The organism is Hyphomonas sp. UBA4494, assembly GCF_002388935.1.
Classification (GTDB): domain Bacteria; phylum Pseudomonadota; class Alphaproteobacteria; order Caulobacterales; family Hyphomonadaceae; genus Hyphomonas.
The window spans coordinates 38,072-53,656 of record NZ_DGNK01000003.1 but is presented as its reverse complement, the minus strand read 5'-3'; the positions used below and the strand labels follow the sequence as shown (position 1 = coordinate 53,656).

At 63.0% G+C, this 15,585-nt stretch carries 34 protein-coding genes; 21 read left to right on the top strand and 13 right to left on the bottom strand.

Annotated elements, in window-relative coordinates; translation table 11 throughout:
- Nucleotide 1 precedes the first annotated feature (1 nt).
- From B2P82_RS00980 to B2P82_RS00925, 12 genes are all read right to left on the bottom strand, one after another.
- Complete coding sequence (locus B2P82_RS00980; protein WP_290494489.1) at nucleotides 2–277, bottom strand: hypothetical protein; 276 nt, start codon at nucleotides 275–277, stop codon at nucleotides 2–4.
- A gap of 59 nt (nucleotides 278–336) precedes the next feature.
- Nucleotides 337–1,080 (bottom strand): hypothetical protein, encoded by a 744-nt coding sequence (locus tag B2P82_RS00975; protein WP_290494487.1) that lies wholly within the window; start codon nucleotides 1,078–1,080, stop codon nucleotides 337–339.
- Entirely contained in the window at nucleotides 1,077–1,469 is a 393-nt protein-coding gene (locus tag B2P82_RS00970; RefSeq protein ID WP_290494485.1) for a hypothetical protein, read from the bottom strand. Before B2P82_RS00970 ends, B2P82_RS00975 begins: the two co-directional genes overlap by 4 nt.
- Before the next feature lie 25 nt (nucleotides 1,470–1,494).
- The gene (locus B2P82_RS00965) at nucleotides 1,495–2,133 is read right to left on the bottom strand and encodes a hypothetical protein (protein WP_290494483.1); all 639 of its coding nucleotides are present in this window, start codon (nucleotides 2,131–2,133) and stop codon (nucleotides 1,495–1,497) included.
- Complete coding sequence (locus tag B2P82_RS00960; protein ID WP_290494481.1) at nucleotides 2,130–2,468, bottom strand: hypothetical protein; 339 nt, start codon at nucleotides 2,466–2,468, stop codon at nucleotides 2,130–2,132. The genes B2P82_RS00965 and B2P82_RS00960 overlap by 4 nt, the downstream gene beginning before the upstream one ends.
- Nucleotides 2,461–3,837 (bottom strand): DNA cytosine methyltransferase, encoded by a 1,377-nt coding sequence (locus tag B2P82_RS00955; RefSeq protein WP_290494479.1) that lies wholly within the window; start codon nucleotides 3,835–3,837, stop codon nucleotides 2,461–2,463. The genes B2P82_RS00960 and B2P82_RS00955 overlap by 8 nt, the downstream gene beginning before the upstream one ends.
- 5 nt (nucleotides 3,838–3,842) lie before the next feature.
- The gene (locus B2P82_RS00950; protein ID WP_290494478.1) at nucleotides 3,843–4,145 is read right to left on the bottom strand and encodes a hypothetical protein; all 303 of its coding nucleotides are present in this window, start codon (nucleotides 4,143–4,145) and stop codon (nucleotides 3,843–3,845) included.
- Complete coding sequence (locus tag B2P82_RS00945; RefSeq protein WP_290494750.1) at nucleotides 4,142–4,822, bottom strand: DUF1376 domain-containing protein; 681 nt, start codon at nucleotides 4,820–4,822, stop codon at nucleotides 4,142–4,144. The genes B2P82_RS00950 and B2P82_RS00945 overlap by 4 nt, the downstream gene beginning before the upstream one ends.
- A 29-nt stretch (nucleotides 4,823–4,851) precedes the next feature.
- Entirely contained in the window at nucleotides 4,852–5,337 is a 486-nt protein-coding gene (locus B2P82_RS00940) for a GcrA family cell cycle regulator (RefSeq protein WP_290494476.1), read from the bottom strand.
- Between the two features lie 63 nt (nucleotides 5,338–5,400).
- On the bottom strand, nucleotides 5,401–6,180 hold the full coding sequence (locus B2P82_RS00935; protein WP_290494474.1) for a DUF2303 family protein: 780 nt from the start codon (nucleotides 6,178–6,180) through the stop codon (nucleotides 5,401–5,403).
- Between the two features lie 3 nt (nucleotides 6,181–6,183).
- Nucleotides 6,184–6,501, bottom strand: a complete 318-nt coding sequence (locus tag B2P82_RS00930; RefSeq protein WP_290494472.1) for a YfdP family phage-associated protein — start codon at nucleotides 6,499–6,501, stop codon at nucleotides 6,184–6,186.
- 34 nt (nucleotides 6,502–6,535) lie between these two features.
- Nucleotides 6,536–6,811 (bottom strand): hypothetical protein, encoded by a 276-nt coding sequence (locus B2P82_RS00925; protein WP_290494470.1) that lies wholly within the window; start codon nucleotides 6,809–6,811, stop codon nucleotides 6,536–6,538.
- 86 nt (nucleotides 6,812–6,897) lie between these two features.
- Between B2P82_RS00925 and B2P82_RS00920 the strand changes: the two genes are divergently transcribed.
- The 21 genes from B2P82_RS00920 (at nucleotide 6,898) to B2P82_RS00820 (ending at nucleotide 13,707) form a co-directional block, all read left to right on the top strand.
- Entirely contained in the window at nucleotides 6,898–7,227 is a 330-nt protein-coding gene (locus B2P82_RS00920; RefSeq protein WP_290494468.1) for a hypothetical protein, read from the top strand.
- Nucleotides 7,228–7,302: 75 nt separating this feature from the next.
- Entirely contained in the window at nucleotides 7,303–7,563 is a 261-nt protein-coding gene (locus B2P82_RS00915) for a hypothetical protein (protein WP_290494466.1), read from the top strand.
- Nucleotides 7,560–7,895 (top strand): helix-turn-helix domain-containing protein, encoded by a 336-nt coding sequence (locus B2P82_RS00910; RefSeq protein ID WP_290494464.1) that lies wholly within the window; start codon nucleotides 7,560–7,562, stop codon nucleotides 7,893–7,895. Before B2P82_RS00915 ends, B2P82_RS00910 begins: the two co-directional genes overlap by 4 nt.
- Nucleotides 7,889–8,146 (top strand): hypothetical protein, encoded by a 258-nt coding sequence (locus B2P82_RS00905; protein WP_290494462.1) that lies wholly within the window; start codon nucleotides 7,889–7,891, stop codon nucleotides 8,144–8,146. Before B2P82_RS00910 ends, B2P82_RS00905 begins: the two co-directional genes overlap by 7 nt.
- Nucleotides 8,143–8,337 carry a hypothetical protein gene (locus B2P82_RS00900; RefSeq protein ID WP_290494460.1) on the top strand — a complete coding sequence of 65 codons (195 nt, stop codon included), beginning with the start codon at nucleotides 8,143–8,145 and terminating at the stop codon, nucleotides 8,335–8,337. The genes B2P82_RS00905 and B2P82_RS00900 overlap by 4 nt, the downstream gene beginning before the upstream one ends.
- Nucleotides 8,337–8,672, top strand: a complete 336-nt coding sequence (locus tag B2P82_RS00895) for a hypothetical protein (protein WP_290494458.1) — start codon at nucleotides 8,337–8,339, stop codon at nucleotides 8,670–8,672. Before B2P82_RS00900 ends, B2P82_RS00895 begins: the two co-directional genes overlap by 1 nt.
- The gene (locus tag B2P82_RS00890) at nucleotides 8,669–8,881 is read left to right on the top strand and encodes a hypothetical protein (RefSeq protein WP_290494456.1); all 213 of its coding nucleotides are present in this window, start codon (nucleotides 8,669–8,671) and stop codon (nucleotides 8,879–8,881) included. The genes B2P82_RS00895 and B2P82_RS00890 overlap by 4 nt, the downstream gene beginning before the upstream one ends.
- The gene (locus B2P82_RS00885; protein ID WP_290494454.1) at nucleotides 8,878–9,234 is read left to right on the top strand and encodes a hypothetical protein; all 357 of its coding nucleotides are present in this window, start codon (nucleotides 8,878–8,880) and stop codon (nucleotides 9,232–9,234) included. Before B2P82_RS00890 ends, B2P82_RS00885 begins: the two co-directional genes overlap by 4 nt.
- A complete protein-coding gene (locus B2P82_RS00880; protein ID WP_290494452.1) occupies nucleotides 9,231–9,623 on the top strand; it encodes a hypothetical protein in 393 nt (130 codons plus the stop codon). The genes B2P82_RS00885 and B2P82_RS00880 overlap by 4 nt, the downstream gene beginning before the upstream one ends.
- Nucleotides 9,616–9,804, top strand: a complete 189-nt coding sequence (locus B2P82_RS00875; protein ID WP_290494450.1) for a hypothetical protein — start codon at nucleotides 9,616–9,618, stop codon at nucleotides 9,802–9,804. The genes B2P82_RS00880 and B2P82_RS00875 overlap by 8 nt, the downstream gene beginning before the upstream one ends.
- Nucleotides 9,801–10,112 carry a hypothetical protein gene (locus B2P82_RS00870; RefSeq protein ID WP_290494448.1) on the top strand — a complete coding sequence of 104 codons (312 nt, stop codon included), beginning with the start codon at nucleotides 9,801–9,803 and terminating at the stop codon, nucleotides 10,110–10,112. The genes B2P82_RS00875 and B2P82_RS00870 overlap by 4 nt, the downstream gene beginning before the upstream one ends.
- Nucleotides 10,109–10,519 carry a hypothetical protein gene (locus B2P82_RS00865; RefSeq protein ID WP_290494446.1) on the top strand — a complete coding sequence of 137 codons (411 nt, stop codon included), beginning with the start codon at nucleotides 10,109–10,111 and terminating at the stop codon, nucleotides 10,517–10,519. The genes B2P82_RS00870 and B2P82_RS00865 overlap by 4 nt, the downstream gene beginning before the upstream one ends.
- Nucleotides 10,516–10,698 (top strand): CpXC domain-containing protein, encoded by a 183-nt coding sequence (locus B2P82_RS00860; protein WP_290494444.1) that lies wholly within the window; start codon nucleotides 10,516–10,518, stop codon nucleotides 10,696–10,698. Before B2P82_RS00865 ends, B2P82_RS00860 begins: the two co-directional genes overlap by 4 nt.
- Nucleotides 10,695–10,964: a hypothetical protein gene (locus tag B2P82_RS00855; RefSeq protein ID WP_290494442.1), complete on the top strand. Its 270-nt coding sequence runs from the start codon at nucleotides 10,695–10,697 to the stop codon at nucleotides 10,962–10,964. Before B2P82_RS00860 ends, B2P82_RS00855 begins: the two co-directional genes overlap by 4 nt.
- Nucleotides 10,951–11,184 (top strand): hypothetical protein, encoded by a 234-nt coding sequence (locus tag B2P82_RS00850; RefSeq protein WP_290494440.1) that lies wholly within the window; start codon nucleotides 10,951–10,953, stop codon nucleotides 11,182–11,184. Before B2P82_RS00855 ends, B2P82_RS00850 begins: the two co-directional genes overlap by 14 nt.
- On the top strand, nucleotides 11,181–11,684 hold the full coding sequence (locus B2P82_RS00845) for an ASCH domain-containing protein (protein ID WP_290494439.1): 504 nt from the start codon (nucleotides 11,181–11,183) through the stop codon (nucleotides 11,682–11,684). The genes B2P82_RS00850 and B2P82_RS00845 overlap by 4 nt, the downstream gene beginning before the upstream one ends.
- Nucleotides 11,681–11,926: a hypothetical protein gene (locus B2P82_RS00840; protein WP_290494438.1), complete on the top strand. Its 246-nt coding sequence runs from the start codon at nucleotides 11,681–11,683 to the stop codon at nucleotides 11,924–11,926. The genes B2P82_RS00845 and B2P82_RS00840 overlap by 4 nt, the downstream gene beginning before the upstream one ends.
- Nucleotides 11,923–13,002, top strand: a complete 1,080-nt coding sequence (locus B2P82_RS00835; RefSeq protein WP_290494436.1) for a site-specific integrase — start codon at nucleotides 11,923–11,925, stop codon at nucleotides 13,000–13,002. The genes B2P82_RS00840 and B2P82_RS00835 overlap by 4 nt, the downstream gene beginning before the upstream one ends.
- Nucleotides 13,002–13,289 (top strand): hypothetical protein, encoded by a 288-nt coding sequence (locus tag B2P82_RS00830; protein WP_290494434.1) that lies wholly within the window; start codon nucleotides 13,002–13,004, stop codon nucleotides 13,287–13,289. The genes B2P82_RS00835 and B2P82_RS00830 overlap by 1 nt, the downstream gene beginning before the upstream one ends.
- Entirely contained in the window at nucleotides 13,289–13,525 is a 237-nt protein-coding gene (locus tag B2P82_RS00825) for a hypothetical protein (RefSeq protein ID WP_290494431.1), read from the top strand. Before B2P82_RS00830 ends, B2P82_RS00825 begins: the two co-directional genes overlap by 1 nt.
- Nucleotides 13,525–13,707 carry a hypothetical protein gene (locus B2P82_RS00820; RefSeq protein ID WP_290494429.1) on the top strand — a complete coding sequence of 61 codons (183 nt, stop codon included), beginning with the start codon at nucleotides 13,525–13,527 and terminating at the stop codon, nucleotides 13,705–13,707. The genes B2P82_RS00825 and B2P82_RS00820 overlap by 1 nt, the downstream gene beginning before the upstream one ends.
- Before the next feature lie 140 nt (nucleotides 13,708–13,847).
- Here the strand turns inward: B2P82_RS00820 and B2P82_RS00815 are convergent, their stop codons facing one another.
- A complete protein-coding gene (locus B2P82_RS00815; RefSeq protein WP_290494427.1) occupies nucleotides 13,848–15,551 on the bottom strand; it encodes a class I adenylate-forming enzyme family protein in 1,704 nt (567 codons plus the stop codon).
- Between the last annotated feature and the right edge of the window lie 34 nt (nucleotides 15,552–15,585).

The following is a 15,585-nucleotide window of genomic DNA, read 5'->3' as shown; positions in this document are numbered from 1 at the left end:
ATCACACTTCCTTCGCAAAATTGCCCGAACGGCGGGGCTGGACATCGTGGGGACGTGGAACGACCCCGCCGCTCAGGCTTTCCGGCAGATGGTCATCAGGAGGCCGCCGGAAACAGTCAATGCGGACAGGCCGACGCGTCGTCTCGGCGAGCGCATCAGCCAGGCCGGGCGCGAGACTCGCGCATCCGGCATATTCGTCAAACGGCACAATCACCGACATGATCGCCCCCGGCCCGAGCGGCCGGTCGATCGACGTGTCCAGGTCCGCGCTGGCCACCGCCGCCGCAATCACCATGCCGAACAGGATGAACAGGCAGGCCAGCGCGCGCCGCGGAGTTACTCGGTCGCGAGGGGCTCGACTTCCGTTTTTTTTTGCTCGGCCTCGCGCTGGTCCAGGACACGCGCCTCGGCGAGATCCTCGTCACTGACGTCAGACGCAGAGCCGACAATGGTGCGGACCGCATCGACCGGCTGTTCGGCCTGGTCGTAAAGCGCCTGGAATTGCGAACCGTCGGTCTGGCCGCCACCGCCGTCTTCCTTGATCGCATCAGGATCTTCCGGAATCGGCGTGTCGATGAATGTGGCGGGGCCCTTGCCGTAACAGTCCGCCTTCACCTCGCCGCAAATCTTGTCGAGCGTCGGCACGTCATGGCCCTCATCGTCGCGCGATGCATCACGGGCTTCCGGCACATCGTCCGCGAGCGCCGCAACCGCGCTCGCGACGTCGGGGTCAGACCCGCTCGGATCGTACAGGTGGGCATAGTATTTGCGGACCTCGGCGAGGGCGGCGTCCCGCTCGCGGATGATGGCATCCTGGCGTTCGCGGTTTTCTCTCTGGCGTTCGCGGTTTTCGCTGAGCTCGATTTCGATCTTTTCTTCGCGTTCGGAAAGGATTGACTCATGCTCTTGGAGCAACCGCATTTCGTCACTGGAACACTGCGTCAGCGCGTCATGCAGGCGTTTCAGGGGTTTGCCTTCCTCGGTCGGAACTCCAAGAGCAAGCAGGTTAGGCCTGCCTTCCGTTGCGTCCATGTCAGGGTTTGGATCTTCGCCGTCATGCGGCAGGTGGTCGGGGTTCATGTCAGGGTTACCTCGATGTGGCGGCGTTCTTCACGACCGCGATGATGCAGGATTGCGATGGCCCTGATGCGTCCGGGCTCGACGTGGGTACGGGTCTCGACACGAATGTGCCGGACCTTTTCGCGCCGCAGCGCGTCAATCAGTATGCGCGAGACAAGCGCATCGATGTCATGCATCAGCGGGGTCTGGCCCGCCGCCTGCGTTGCCCGCCGTTCGAGCAGGTCTGCCGCTAGGCGTTTCAGCTGGTCGTCATGGCGTGCCGAGGATTCGACAGAACTCGCGGCCTGCGCGAGCAGGTCACGCGGACAGGGCAAATTGTGAGGGGGTAGGATGCGAGACAAAAGCCCGTAGCGGCGAACCTCTCGCGACGGTAGTTTTTTTGCACCCAATCCGTTCCCCATGTCAACCGGCCCCCTAAACCGCGATCCCCAAATGCGCAGACGCCGCGTCGAGCGCGTCACATATCGCCGTCTTGATCCGCCGGACCGCTGCGCCGCCCTTGGCGAGCTCGCTGATATTGCAGGCCGCGCTGAGACTGTAGCCGTACAGGATCACAATCATCGCGCCGCTGCGCACCTGGTCATCCTCGATCGCGTCCATCGCCGCATTCAGCGCATAGCGGACCGGCCTGCGCCGATCGACGAGCCCTTCCATCTGGCCATTCGTGATATTGCCCCCATCGACCCGTTCCTGCGTCTGGACCGCGCCGCCGCCGAGCGCCTCGATATGGTCGCGCAGGACCAGGGCCGCGCGCAGCTGAACCGCATCGATGACCGGCGGGCTGCATTCGGCAAGATCCGCGAGCGCATCGTCACGCGGGCGGGTCAGGGCACGCGACCGCCCTTCCCGTGCGACTCGGACCGCCAGCTGCTGGCCGCCATCGCGCACCCGGTCGATCTGTTTCAACCGGTCGCGCAAGGTGCGCAGCGTGATGACGCAGCGCCGCTCGGCATCGGCATCGCCAAGCATGACCGCGACATCCATCGCCGCCGTGTTCGCGCTGATCGCCCGGTTGATAGCGGTCGCCGCCCGCTTGGCCGATGACGCACTCATTCGCCGGCCTCGCGCAGCCGCGCCTGGGCCTCGGCCGCGTCGAACCCGTTCGCGCGGTAATAGTCCAGCAACCGCTCGCCGGGCTGGGTGCGAACCCATGTGAAGAATGTTTCTTCACGGTCCTTGTCGCGACACCATTGCGGCAGGACGAGCTTGTCAGCATGCAGGCGGGTTTTGATATAGGCCGAGCGCTGGCCCTCGGGCGGGGTCCCGCCGATATGTGCGTTCGGCGCGCAGCAGGCCAGGCTGAGAATGTCCGCCTCGGTCAGGGCGAGCCGTTCGGCGATCTTCTCGACCGGAATACTCGTATCGTACACGTTCACGTCGTCAGGCATCGGAAGGCTCCTTTACAGCAGGCTGAGTTGTGTTGGTGGCAGCGTCTCGGCTGGCGGTTCCCATATCCAGGGGCCGGAGGCCGTGGGCAGCGCTGAGAGTGCGCCACGCATATCCTGCCGCCAGTGGGCAAACTCCATTGCCGAGCAATCGCAAAGCGCGTGGCCTGCTGGCCAGCCCATCAGCCATTCGACGAAAAGCGGCGACAGTCTCGGAGTCGTCCAGAACCTTGCGCGCTTCTGACTCCATCGCGTCCAGGATGCCTGCCGGCGCCATGTCTCTCGCGCGCTGTTCGATGGCTTGGGCCGCATCGGGGGGCACCAGGGCCGCGAGACGGAGCGCGGCGCCGACAAGATCACGTCTTGAATAAGCCGGAATGCGATGCGCCGCTGATGCCGTGACAAATTCCCATGCGGTGCGGTCTGCGGGGCCGGGAGGGAAAAGATAAGGGACCGATCGGACAGGCTCAATTGCTTGCCGCGTCCCTCGCGCTCGATCGCGGCTTCCGCTGTCGCCTGCGCGCCCTTCGTGTCCTGCGCCGCTGACGGCGTCGGCCAGTTGGTCGCATCCCTCGCCAGGCAGGCATTCCCCGCCTTCGAGTTCGGCACCTGGCCCGATCCCCTCATTGTCACATCGTGGGCTTGCGGGGCTGTCCACATTTCCCGCGCCAGTTCCTTGGCCTTCCGGCTGAAATCCGAGTTCCCCGCCGCGCTGTTGCCGTTCTGCGCCGGTGTCCCGGCCATTGGCGTCGGCCAATTCGCCGCGAAGTCGCCCGCCACGCCCGCCAACAATTTCCCGTGCCCGTTCCCGTGACTCGGTGCGCTGCGCAACGTCCGATTCTCCTGTTCCGACGCCCGCGCGGTAGGCCACACAGAACCAGCGTTTCCGGCCGTGCGGCGCGCCAGTTTCAGCCGCTGAGAATAGGCCAGTCGCAGGCGTGAAACCCATGCTTCGTAAGGTTCGCAACACGGTCTCACCACCCAGGCTGAAGTGTCCTTCGACGTTTTCGAGGAATACCCAGCGGACGGCTGGGCCGAGTTCGGTGATGACACGGGCGACGTGCGGGAAAAGGTGGCGCGGGTCATCCTTGCCTTTTCGCTGTCCGGCCTGGCTGAAAGGCTGGCAAGGGTATCCGGCGAGAACAGTGTCGATCGCGCCGGCAAGGGGCCTGGCGTCGAAAGTCTTGAGGTTGTCCCATATAGGCGCGTCAGGGAAGTATCCGGCTCGCATCGCGGCTGTGAGCGTGTCGCGGGGGTATCCTTCCCATTCGACATGACAACGGGTGTGGAATCCCGGTTCGGCAAGCATGAGGCCCATATCCAGGCCTCCGCCGCCGGCGCAGAGGGAGAGTCCGTTTCGGGGACGTGGCACCACATTCAACACCCCTGGTCCAGCAAAGGCAGGCCCCAGGCCTCGGCATCGCCGATCGCTTTCAGCAGCGCGCGCTCGGGCGTCGACTCGTAATGGGTCTCGGTTTTGACCGTCGAATTCCCGATCTGCCGCGTGATGTTGGCGGCATGGCGCGGGAGGCTGCTGATCGTCGTGGTGAAAAGCGACGGCCGGCCGTGCCGGTAGGCTTGGCGATACAGCGCGCTGAGTTCCAGGCGGTCCGCCAGCCGCTCGGCCTCGGTATCCGGGCCGATCATGCGAGACGGCAAACCCTTCACGGTCAGGGTCATGACCTGCCCCCCTCGATCAGTTTCAAATCAAACGAGCGCTGCGCCGCGAGCCGCAATTCATAGCCCTGACCCGCGACATGGGTTTTCAGCGTGTTCCAGTCGCGCGCCGAGACGCAGGCCTCGCTGACCTCGAACACCGTGCCGTCGAATGAGACCAGGGCCGCGCGGACCTGCGCGATACTGTTCGCATCGGTGCAGAACCCCCTCGAAAGCACGACGCCGGTCACCCGGTAGAACAGGTCTTCGGACTCTGCATCAAGGCTTTGCCTCTCTCCCTCGATAGAGGGAGAGGCAAAGCCTATGGCTTTGCTGCTCGAGCTGTCTTCGGGCTGAGCTCGGCTGCGGCCCTTGATTTTCTGTTGTTTTTTGGCGTGTATCTGCCCGGCGCGTTTCCCGCCGCGAACCTTAGATGCGCGCAGGCGTTCAAATTCCGCGAGATATTCGGACAGCGTCGACTGGCTGATACAGCCGCCCTCGATCGTGAAATAAGGCTTGATCGCCGCCCATATCTTCGACCAGTTTCGCGGGCTGTTGCAGATGCGCCGGAGCTCGGTTTCGTCATCGGGAATCGTGCCGCCTTCCTCCCACAGGGTCATCAGAATGAGCATGTAGGCGCCATGTTCTGCGACACCGAGGCGCCGCGTCTTGCGCAGGTACCGGCCCACATAGAGCGGCATGAATGCGCGTTCCATTGGCTTCGACCGGCTCATTCGCCGCCACCTGTCCGGACCGAACGACGCGCATGCTCGGCGCAATACGGGCTCCCTGGCTGTGCCTTGCCGGAACAGAACCGATAGGGCTTGTCATCCGTCACCGGCCAGCGACAGCCGTCGCGGGTCAGGTCATCGAACGCCACGGTCGGGCCGGTATAGGGTTTCGGTTTCTCACGCTTGGCCGGGCGCGGGGCGGGTGCCGGCTGCCTGTGGTGCATGATCTTCTTGGCCAGGTTGCCCTCGGTCGCGATCTGGGACCGCGACAGGCCGGTGCGCGGCGCAGGCCTGTCCCTTTTCGTGCGCGGGGCCGGCGGGACAGTCCGGACAATGCCCTCGCGATGCACAAGGCCGACAACCGCGCTCTTGGACCGGCCTGGCAATTGCCGGGCGATGTTGCTGGCACTGATTCCTTTCGGCCAGTCGCGCCTGACGATCGCGAGCTCGGCGGCGGTCCATTGTTTCGATAGCTTGGCTGGCATGGGGTCCCCTGATGTCTGTAAGCAAAACAGGGCGAGCCATTGGCCCGCCCTGCGAAGTGGTTCTTAGCGACCGTAAAGGGCCTGAACGCCGGCCGCCTCGGCGACGCGCACAACCGCCAGACGGAACGCCGCATCTATGACGGGCTGAACCCGGTGCAGTTCATAGCCGAGGCGCAACGTGCCCTCGTGAATCCGCCAACGGAACTTGCAGGTCAGGTCCTGCGGTTCCTCGCCATAGAAGATCGGCACGCGGATGACGAACGCGGTCGGGACGTCAATGCCCGACTTGTGCCCGGTTTCCGAAACATAGTTCAGCTTGCGGTCACCATTGTCGAGCCGAACCGACGAGGTGAATTCGACCGACTTCTGCGCCTCGAAATCCTTGCACAGTTCCAGGATGTCGGCCGCATCGGGCTTGATGATGTCGCCGGCATATTCTTCGAGGAATCGGACGAACTCGTCCTGCCCTTGCAGTGTCCCGTCGTGCTTCTTCCAGACCGCAAATTCCTCGGACCAGCGCATTTCCCAGCGCGCCCGATGGTCTGCGCGCCGCGGCGTGTCATCGCCGTGATAGTCGATGTAGATCGTGACGCGGAGGTCATTCAGGTCGGCCAATAGGAGTTTGTCCGGATCCGTGAACCGGTTCGCATACGCCGTCAGGCTGTCGCCATCATCGAAGTGCCTGGACGCCTCGATGATAGTCGGCATCGGGTATTCATCCCGACCGACCGGGATTTCATGGACCTTGTAGCCTTCCGGCGCGACGACCAGGTCTCGGCCATCACGCGCGTGCAAATGAATGTTACCCCGCAGGGCCTCGATGATTTGTTCTATGTCCAGCATGGCTTACGCCCCCTCTTTCTTGCTGCGTTGGGTTGCGACCTCGTCTTCGAGCATGTCCAGCTGGTCAGGCTGGGACCGGCTGAGATTGCCGGCCTGCACGAAATAGATGGCGTCGCCGATCGTCTCTTTCGGGATTTTCGACGAGACTTTCGCCGCCATCGTCACCGCTTCCTGGCCGTTCGGCTTGAGCGAGAGGGTCAGCGTCAAGCTGCCCGATTTGCCCTTTTCCTCGACCTCGGATGCGACGATCAGCAACTCCTCGTCGAGCGCGGCGAGTAGCGCGCCTTTCCGGTATTCCTTCAAAACAGATATAAACGACATGTCCCTGGCTTCCTTTCGTTCCGTCGCTTGTCAGTTACGCAGAGACCGCCGCGTCGCCGGCACGTCGCCAGCAATCCGCCTCGAGTTCTGCGAGCCGCTGGTCGGCGCGCAACAGCGTGTCGAGTCGCGGATAGGTCTTCTCGAGGTCTGGCACCTCGCCCGCCATGATGTTCGGCAACGGCTTGCTGTCCCCATTGAACAGCTGCTTTGACAGGGTCGCCTCGCTGACGCCGAGCGACTCGCGAACACGCGCGGCGCGCTGCTTGAAGTCAGTCAGGTTGAAGGTGATCTCGGATGCCGGTTTTGTCATAGAACGGCATATGGATATTTTAATTCCCACCCGTCAAGAAATTAATTTTACCGTTTCTTATTTGTTCTGAGGTGGTAATTACCCCCATGACCACGCAAGACGAAATCCGCGCGCGCATAGAGCAACGTATGGAGGCCCTCGGCCTAACCCGGCGATCGGTTTCGCTGTCGTCGGGGCTGAGCTCGCACTTCCTGCAAAGGTTCATGACGCAGGCGAACACGTCAATGACTGTGGACAATCTGCTGAAACTGTCGCGGACACTACAGGTCGCGCCGGAATGGCTGCTGACGGGCCGCAGCGCGACCGAGCCACCGCTCGGGGCCGTCGAATTGTTCGACCTCTATACCAGGCTGAGCCCCGCCAATCGCGAGACCCTGATGAATTTCGCGCGCTGGACACTCGACAACCAAGAGTAACTAAAGTTTGCAACCCGTATTGACGGGAATTCTTTTTACCATTACAAGCAGCCTGCAACTTAGCAGGAGGCTTTCATGTCCAACTATACCGCACCCCTTTCCCGCATCGGAGACGCCGAGGATGCCGCGACCTTGCTGCTGTTCGGCCTGATCGGTCGGCAGCGCACCGTCGCCGCATCCGTGCGCAAGCTGATCGAGGGGAAGGCCGCCGGATCCCGTGATCTCGCCGCCGCAAAACGGGCCGCCCTCGACGAGGCCTCGGCCATGCAGCAGGAAGTCAATGCCCTCGTCGCGCAGATAGAGCGCCTCGACATCGATGCGCTGGCCGCCGCATGACCCGCACGATCGCCAAGACCAGCCGCGCGCCGAGCGACATCGACCGCCTCGTCGGCGAAGAAATTCGCAAAATCCGCCAGGATCGCAACATGACGCTGGCCGAGACCGGCCAGATGCTCGGCATATCGCATCAGCAATTGCAGAAATACGAAACCGGCACGAACCGCCTGTCGGCCGGCATGTTGTGGAACGTCGCCGAACTGTTCGGCCTGCCGATTTCGGCATTCTTTCCCGATGGTGACGAGGTCGAGGATGCCACGCTCGAGCTCGCCCGGTTGCGTCGCAAGGTCGACCGTGCGCGCCAGCTGCTCGAAAGTGACCGGGCATGCTGACCGGTGACAAGACTCGAATCACGATCAGCGAGGGCGGCCAGGACGTCACGTTCAAGATCAGTGAGTTCCGCGACTGGCTCGCCAAGGGCCGCGCCGCCCGGTCGGAAACCGCCGCAGACGTCACGCTCGTCGATGCCCTGCGCGAGGCCTGGGACGATTGGCACAACCAGCCCGGCAGTTCTGGCCTGCCGGCGGACCGCCTGCTCGAGGCGCTCGCCGCACGGGCGCAGGAATGGGGCCGCGCACAATGACCGACATGTTCCCCAATGCGCCGCGACAAATCTCGCTCGATCGTCAAATCGAATGCGCCACGCGCGAGGTCGCCATGCGCAAGAAAGTCTACGCCCGCCGCGTCGCCGATAACCGGATGCCGCAGGCCAAGGCCGACAATGAAATCGCGACGATGGAAGCCATTGTCGAAACCCTGAGAGGATTGAAGTAATGCCCGTCAGACACACGATTCCCCTGAATGACCCGTCCCTGCGGGAATTTGAGCGCATCAGTGCGGCGTTCATCGCGGCCGTGCGTAACCAGGTGCTCGAATCCTTTGAAGCCGCGGGCATCAGCCAGGGGCCAAATGAGACCGACGAAAACTTTGTGCGGCGCACCCGCATGTCGATGTTGCTGAATGGCTGGGTGCAGGTGACGCGCGGCGTACTCGAGCAATCCGGCCTGATGATGCCCGCCGACGATTTCAAGCACGTCGTGGACCAATTCATCGACATCCAGACGCAAGAACTCCCACCGGTCGACGGCAGCCTGCCGCGCGCGTCATGATTTCCCGCCTCAAACCCTGCAAGGGCATCAGCCCGAAAACCGGTCGCCGTGTCGGCACCCGCCACAAATGGCCGAAAGGCCGCCAGGGCGCCGGGAAATGGGGCGAGGGCCGCTGCCTGTATTGCGGCCGCACCGCCGACGAGCTCGTCCCGACCGGGCGCAAACTCGAACAACAAACCCTGAACCTGTTGGAAGGCCTGACGACATGACCCGCGACCGTTTCAAACCCCTGACCGACCGGCTCGGCGTCCTGTTCGACCCGCGCTTCTGGATGCGGACCCATAACGTCGACGATGATTGGGACCGCACGCTCGCCGCCGCGCTTTACCTGGTCGAGCACAATGCCAAGACGATCGAGGATGTGACCGACTATTCCGCAACCGTTGCCGGCATGAAACTCTGGGTCGGCAACTGGCCGCATGCATTCGGGTCGCTCTATCACGTCCCGAACGGTATGCAGGTCCTGCCGCGCCGCAAGACCGCGATACGCCTGCGCGAGCACATCATCGCCAGGGCCAGCGCGGATCGCGCCGAGGCGCAGCGCGCGGCGGCCGTGTCATGATCGAGGTCAAGACCTATCGCCTGGTCGACGAAATGGTGACGGCCAACCCGCTGTATAACGGCCCCGTCCTGGCATTCCGTATTCCGGAAAGTGCGCGACGGCCGGACGCGGACGCGCTCACGCAAAGCCCCGCGGTCGGCCGCGAGTGGCAGCGCACCCTGATGTCGATCGAGGAAGCCCTGGCCGTCATGGGCGCCAACCTGCGCCGCGAGCCCTGGAAATGGGTGCCGCGCGGCCTGTTGATCCCGAAACCGGGCGGCTGTCGCGCCGTCGCCGAGGTGGGGGATTGGGTCCTGCGCCCACCCCCGCCCCGGTCTGCCGCGTTCTCGCACAAGACCGACCTCGCTTTCCGGCGGACCTATGTATTGGAGGGTGAAGCCGATGGCTGACGGGCGAAACCACCTCAGAGCGACGCACCCGGCGCGCCTGAAATCGCCGCCGGCCGTGACGGTTCAGTTAAGCCTGGCGCAATACAGCAAACTGTACGAGCGCGCCGCACTTGCTGGGATTTCGATGTCCCAGGCAATGCGGGATTTGATTGATTTAAATCAGAGGGATGAATTGAAATGAATACGGCAATCAATGACATTATCGTGGAGCGTGAACGCCAGAAGTCGGCGGAGGGCTGGACGCCCGAGCATGACGACGAGCATTCCGATGGTTCGCTGGCTATGGCTGCGGCCTGCTACGCCGGAGACCGCCGCAAATGGAATAAGGCGGCGCCAGTTAATTGGCCTTGGGGCGATGACTGGTGGAAGCCGAAAAACCCGCGTCGTGATCTAGTCCGCGCTGCCGCGCTCATTGTTGCCGAAATCGAGCGACTCGACCGTGCCAGGCTGAAGGATCAAAGCCATGACCAGAAGGGTGCGCCGGAATGACCTACGCCGAGACCACAAAAGTGCCTGTCGAAAGGTCGCAAACCGAGGTCCAGAAACTGCTGACCGCGCTCGGTGCGCAGCGCATGGCGATCTATCACCAGCCGGAAGGCGTCACGGTCGTGTTCGAGCTTGGCGAAACCTATTACCGGATCAGCGCGCCGCCGCCGCACCCGGTGCGCGACACACAGGCGGCGCGGGCGCAGGCCGAACGCGCCGCCTGGCGTGCGCTGGTCCTGCTGGTGAAGGCCAAGAAAGTCGCGATCGATCAGAAAATCACCACCGTCGAGCGGGAATTCATGGCCGACACGGTCATGCCTGACGGCTCGGTCCTGATCGATCATCACCGCGCCATCGTGGCGCACAATTACCGCGAGGGCGGGGTTCCGAGATTGGGGTTCGACGGATGACGCTCACACCCGAAATGAAAGCGAAATTCCCGGAGTTCTTCGAGGCGACCTGCGAGAAATGCGGGCACACCCATCTGGGAACCTACAAGACAGTGAACATGGACGCCGGCCCGGTCCGAATGGCCGCTGTTCACTGTCTTTGCGGGCATATGTTCACTGTGAAGGACGAGGAAGAATGACCGCACACTCGCCGCCGACCTTCACCTGCATCATCTGCCAGTTCGTGCGGGGCCGGTTTTACCACGAACGCAGCGGGCCTGATAAAGCGCGGCCGCCGGTCTGCACGGGATGCGAGTCCGAGTATGCCCCGAGGATCCGCGAGGGCGCGTTCGGTGACCGTCGCATCATCCAGCAGGGCCTTGCCCTGGCCGAGGCGTTGCGCTGCGAGGCCGCGATCATGGAATGGCCGCCGGAATGGAGAAAGGGTTACAATGCCCCAGCGTGACTATGACTCGACGCCCGTGTCCGACGAGCTCGGCCTGCAGGATGTTATCAAGGGACTCGCCGCAGACATACAAGGCCTGCGCGATGGCAAGGTCAGTATTCAAGACGCGCACGCCAGGGCCGCGCTCGCGAAACAGCTGTTCAATGGCTGCAGGATCTACCTGCAGGCCGTGAAGACGATCGAGGCCGCCGCGAAGCGGATCGAGCAGGTGCCGGAATGACTCTGCCCGTTTCAGCCATTTCCGTTCGCCAGCCTTGGGCCTGGGCCATCATTCACGGCGGCAAGGACGTCGAGAACCGATCGAAAGCGCCATTCGGTACAAAGGGCCTGCTCGGTCGCCGCGTGGCGATACATGCCGCGCAAGGCATGGCGCAACTCGAATATGAACGCGCGCGGGCGTTCATGCTGGACCTTGGAGTCGAATGCCCTCGGCCCGACAGGCTGGTCCGCGGCGCTATTATTGGCAGTGTCCGGCTGGATAATGTCGTCAGCGAACGACCGAGTCGCTGGTTCTTCGGGCCGCGCGGACTAGTCCTGTATGACGCGAAAGCCTGCGAGCCGGTGCCCGCATCGGGTCAGCTAGGCTGGTTTAAGTGGAAACCCGAGGATCGAGACCCAGTCGCGCCCCTTCCCTGGATGCGAAAATGGCCAAACACAATCGTGCATCGTGAGTTCTGCGACGCATCCCCCGGCCCTTTGTTTGAACAGGCGCCGCAATGACCCGCCAGCCCGACACCCCTTTCCCGCCGCGCCTGCTGCGCGCCGAGGCGGCTGCGTATTATGTCGGGCTTGGCCGCACAAAATTCCTCGAGCTCGTCGATGCCGGCACGATCGCGCAGCCGAGTGACGAGGATCCGCCGCGCTGGAAACGTGAAGACCTCGACGACTATGCCGACAGCTTGCACCGTCGCGGTGAAACTGTCACAACTTCCCCGCGCGCCCGAGAGGTCAGGGCGCTATGACAGGTCGGGACGTGGCAGAATTCAGGAAACGCTATCGCTTCACGCGCAGCGATGTCGATCGGCATGGCAATCGCCGCTGGTACGTCCTGCACCCCGTCACGGGCCGCAAGATCCGCTTGAAGGCCGAGCCGGGGTCGGATGCGTTCGAAGCGCAATACAATGCCGTCAGGGCCGCGCGCGATCGCAGCCGCGCCATTGAAGGCTCGCTCGAATGGATGATTCAGCAATTCCTCGCCAGTCCGGAATTCCTGACCGACCTCAAACCCTCGACCCAGGCCGTGCGTCGGCGGATCCTCGCCAAGGTCATCACCGACGGCGGCGACTTGATGGCGCGCGAGGTGACCAGCGCAGACATTCGCGCAGGCCGGAACGCGAGACGGGACACACCCGCCGCCGCGAACAACCGGATGAAGGCGATCAGCGCCGTCTATGAATGGGGAAAAGAGGAAGGCCTAGTCGATCATAACCCGGTGCGCGGCGTCAAGCGCCTCAAGGAAACCGGGCCGGGTCATCACACCTGGACCGTCGAGGAATGCCTGCAATACGAGGAACGCCATGCCGTCGGCACAATGGCCCGCCTGGTCTATGCGCTCGCCCTCTATACCGCGTCGCGCGTGTCAGACGTTCACCGGCTCGGGCCGCAGCATGTCTCGCTGAAAACATTCACCGAGCCGGACACCGGCGCGCAATACCAGGTGCGCGGCATCCATATCGTTCAGGAAAAGACGAATGCGCGGGTCTGGCTGCCCGTCGTGCCGCCGCTAGCGGTCGCGATCGACAACACGCCGCCGGCCGCGCTGGCGTTCGCGCTGACGGCGCACGGCAAGCCGTTCTCGGTGAAGGGCCTGTCGAACAAGATGCGCCAATGGTGCGACGAGGCCGGCCTGCCCGGCTGTTCCATGCATGGCCTGCGCAAGGCCACCGCGACCCGGCTCGCCGCCTATGGCATGTCGACCAGGGAAATCGCTGCCGTCACGGGTCACAAGACCCTGTCGGAGGTCCAGCACTATACCGAGGAAGTCGACCAGGCGCTGCTCGCGCTCGGCGCGATGCGAAAGACATTTGGAGGGAATTGATGAACTGGCTCGTCTATAATGTGGGAATTGTCGCCACGTTGGCAGGGTGTGCCGCCGCTTATGTAGGCGGACAAGGCATGACCGTTTTTGCTGGCGCGTTCGTCGGCACCCATATTGCTGTTGTGGGCGGCTGGCTCGCGCGAGACAAGAGCAGGGAAACCGGGCTGCGGCTGTTCATGCGCTCGGCCTGCCCCGTCGATACATCGATCGACCCGCGCGGATATAGTTGGTCGGAGGCCTACCTCGACCAGGCACGTGAGCATGTTCTGACCGAGGGAGAGAATTGATGCCGACGACATCCATAATGCAGGCCATGTCACAATTGATTTTTGCCTTCGAGGCCGAGGGTATCAAACTCACCTCGATCGGTGTCGATGACACCCAGCGGCTTGACTATGTTTGCCGGCGCGAGGCGTCCGCGAATGCCCGGCCGGAACTGCCCTTATCCGGCCCCAGGTCAAAACAGGGCCGCGTTCGCACGATCTGCGGCGTCGCCGTGGTCTGCCGGAAGGGAGAGAATTGATGTTTGGCGAAATCGAGCACCTGCGCATGATCGCGCGACACCGCGCCCGCATCGAGGCCGAGATCGTTGCGCCCCTGCAGCGCCGTGTGTTCGAATTGCTTAAAACGACTCAGGAACAAAACGTCCCACCCGCGCCCACGGGTGGCGACCAAACCGTCCCACCTTCGGGAAAACCCGAATGATTACAGCGCCATTTTTTGAGGGTGTGAATCCTGCCGGGGTCGCCATGCCTGGCGCGCGGCAGAATGGCTTTCCCCAAAACGAGGCAAGCCCCCCCCCAGAGACTGGAGGGCTTGCTCAAAATAATCGCTACTGTCAGGCGCTAGTTCGCCGCTGCGCTATCCAGTTCCTTGGTCAGCTGTTCTTTCAGGTCGCGCTTGATGAACTTGCCGCTGGCATTGCGCGGCAGTGCGGTGAGGAACCAGACATAACGCGGCACCTTGTGCTTCGCCATGATGCCCGCGCAATGCTCACGAAGGGTCACGGCAGCCAGGTCTTCGCCCGGTTTCAACACGACGGCCACGCCGACCTCCTCGCCCAACCGGTCATCCGGTACGCCGAAGACGCTGCACTCGGCCACGGACGGATGACGATAGATCGCCGCCTCGACCTCGGCGCAATAGACGTTCTCGCCGCCGCGCAGCACCATGTCTTTCTTGCGGTCCACGATAAAGATGAAACCATGCTCGTCGATCCGGGCAATGTCGCCGGTGTGCAACCACCCATCGGTAATCGATTCTGCCGTCGCCTCAGGCCGATTGATATAGCCTTTGATGACCGAAGAGCCGCGCACCCACAGCTCGCCAACTTCGCCCTGCGCGACGGTCTCACCAAGATCATTGACGCACTTGGCCTCGAAATTGGGCATGGCCGGGCCAGCGCTGTCGGGCTTGTCGATGAAGAAGTCGGCCGCAACAGATGTGATGATGCCGCAGGTTTCGGTCATGCCGTAACCGGTATTCGGCCGGGCGGTTGCCACCGTGGAGTCGATCTTTTGAACAAGGTCCGGCGGCAATTGCGCGCCGCCCCCGCCCAGCGTTGCCAGGCTGGACGTGTCTGTCTTTTCGAAGTCCGGATGGTTGATCAGTTCGCGGGCCATGATGGGGACACCGCTCATCGCCGTGACCTTCTCGGTCTCAACCAGTTTCAGCGCCTCGCCCGCGTCCCAGCGATACATCAGCACGATCTTGCCGCCCGCAGCTGTGATGAGATAGGCGGCGCAATTGTTCGCCGTGACATGGAAGAGCGGCGTCGTAATCAGGCCAACCGGAACTGGCGCTTCTTCAGGTGGCATTTCCCCCGTGGCGCGCGCGGTCGCGAGTTGGGTGGAAGCCCCCGCAAATGCCATGTTCAGCAAATTGGACACGCACCCCCGATGGGTCAGCTGAGCGCCTTTCGGGAAACCGGTCGTGCCGGATGTATAGAAGATGCACGCATCCGCGTCGGGGTCGACACTGACGTCCGGCAATGCGCCGCCATGGGCCAACACGTCTGACCATTGGATGACAGGCGATGGCGCATCCGGCGCGCGTACACCGACGATCTTCATCTTGGCGGCCGCGCCGGAAATGGCGAGCACCCGTTCCAACCGCTCTGAGTCCGCAAACAGGATCTTGGGCTCGGAGTCCTTTAGCGCGTATTCCATTTCCTCAGGTGTCCACCAGGCATTCATGCCAACCACGGCAATTCCAACCGAGACACAGGCCCAATATAGCAGCATCCATTCAGGATAGTTGCGCATGGCGATCGCCACACGGTCGCCGGGCTTTACGCCCTGGTCAAACATCCAGGCGGCGGCCGACGCCACATCGCGATGTGCATCCGCATAAGTCCAACGCTCATCCTGGTAGACCAGATAGTCGCGTTCGGGGAATTGGAGCGTCGACAGCCAGACTTCCCGCACACTGGGCGGGGCGTTCTTGTAGACGCGGAGCCGGTTGCCCAGAACTTCGGCCTCGACGATCTCGAATTCGCCGCCGGGGCCTGTCAGTTCTTCCCGTGCTTTCAGGAGTTCGGTGTAGTGCATGTTTCCTCCGGATCGTTTTGTCCGATCATACACG